Annotated in this window: 1 protein-coding gene; it reads left to right on the top strand. The window is 51.7% G+C overall.

Going from position 1 to position 1146, the window contains the following annotated elements; genetic code table 11:
• Positions 1-172 precede the first annotated feature (172 nt).
• On the top strand, positions 173-1135 hold the full coding sequence (locus tag ODQ19_RS27945; protein WP_330211830.1) for an IS110 family transposase: 963 nt from the start codon (positions 173-175) through the stop codon (positions 1133-1135).
• Positions 1136-1146: the final 11 nt, after the last annotated feature.

Genomic DNA, 1146 nt, shown 5'->3' with positions numbered 1-1146 from the left:
GGGACTAAAAGCCAGCATCTGACTCTAGCCAGTACAGACCGTGGGAGACTTCGCCCCACCCCTTCACCAAAGCGCCGATAAGGAATGCATCGGCCATGACCGACGATAGAAGCAAGCCAGCGCAATGGTGAAGCCCCGACAAGCCTGCAAACCCTAACCCGGAGCGTTTTTCATGGCAATGACTGTCTCGCAATCAATCATCGGTGTGGATGTCGCCAAGGCCGAAGTTGTGGTCTATCGAAGTGAAACGGCTGAAACAACGATCGTACCGAACAATAAACCTGAGCTGAAAACGTGGCTGAAGTCGTTGCCCGCAGGTAGTGCAATTGCAATTGAAGCCACCAATATCTATCACCTAGATACCGTCAACTTGGCTCACTCAATGGGTCACAAGGTTTATGTGATCGATGGATATCGACTGAATCACTACCGTAAAGGCACTGGTGGGCGCGCCAAAACAGACCTCAGCGATGCGCAGTTACTGGCTCGTTATTTGAGAAATGAACAGGCTGATTTGCGTGCCTGGAATCCGCCGCCGAAAATTTATACCAAGCTTCAAAGCTTGCTTCGCCGACGTGCCGCACTGGTGAAGATGCGTGTTGCACTGAACCAGAGCTGGGCAGGTGAGCCGTTGCTCAAAGCCTCGTCCAAGAGCATTTCATCTTGTCTTGATAGGCATGAAGCGCTCATTGAAAAACGGATATTAGCGGCTGTCACTGAAGCGGGTGTTTTGCATCAAGTCAGACGCTGCCAAGCCGTCGAGGGCATTGGCTTTCTTACGGCAGTTGCCTTGACCATGGCCTTTCAACGAGGAGAGTTTGAAAGTGCTGACGCTTACATCGCTTTTCTGGGAATGGACTTGAGGGTGTCCGACTCAGGGCAAATGAACGGACGTCGTTCTTTGAGCAAGAAAGGAGACTCAGAAATCCGCAGGTTGCTGCATAACGCGGCGTCAGCCGGTATTAGGTCAGAAGCCTGGAAGCCTTTATACGAGGGCTATCTGGCCAGGGGCCTGAAAACAACTCAAGCCCTGGTCATCATCGCCCGCAAGTTAGCGCGTATCGCCTTTTCGCTCATGAAAAATCAAAGCGAGTACCAATCAAAAGCGTTTTTTGGGGCTTCCCCCCAACCATAGAATCTCCCACA

The sequence above is a fragment of the Pseudomonas sp. AM4(2022) genome, assembly GCF_036346515.1.
GTDB classification, from domain to species: domain Bacteria; phylum Pseudomonadota; class Gammaproteobacteria; order Pseudomonadales; family Pseudomonadaceae; genus Aquipseudomonas; species Aquipseudomonas paracarnis.
This window is presented reverse-complemented; position numbering and strand designations above follow the sequence as displayed.

What these genes read in the sequence shown, in the direction of transcription:
- ODQ19_RS27945 (WP_330211830.1), top strand. Translation starts at nt 173, where the DNA reads ATGGCAATGACTGTCTCGCAATCAATCATCGGTGTGGATGTCGCCAAG.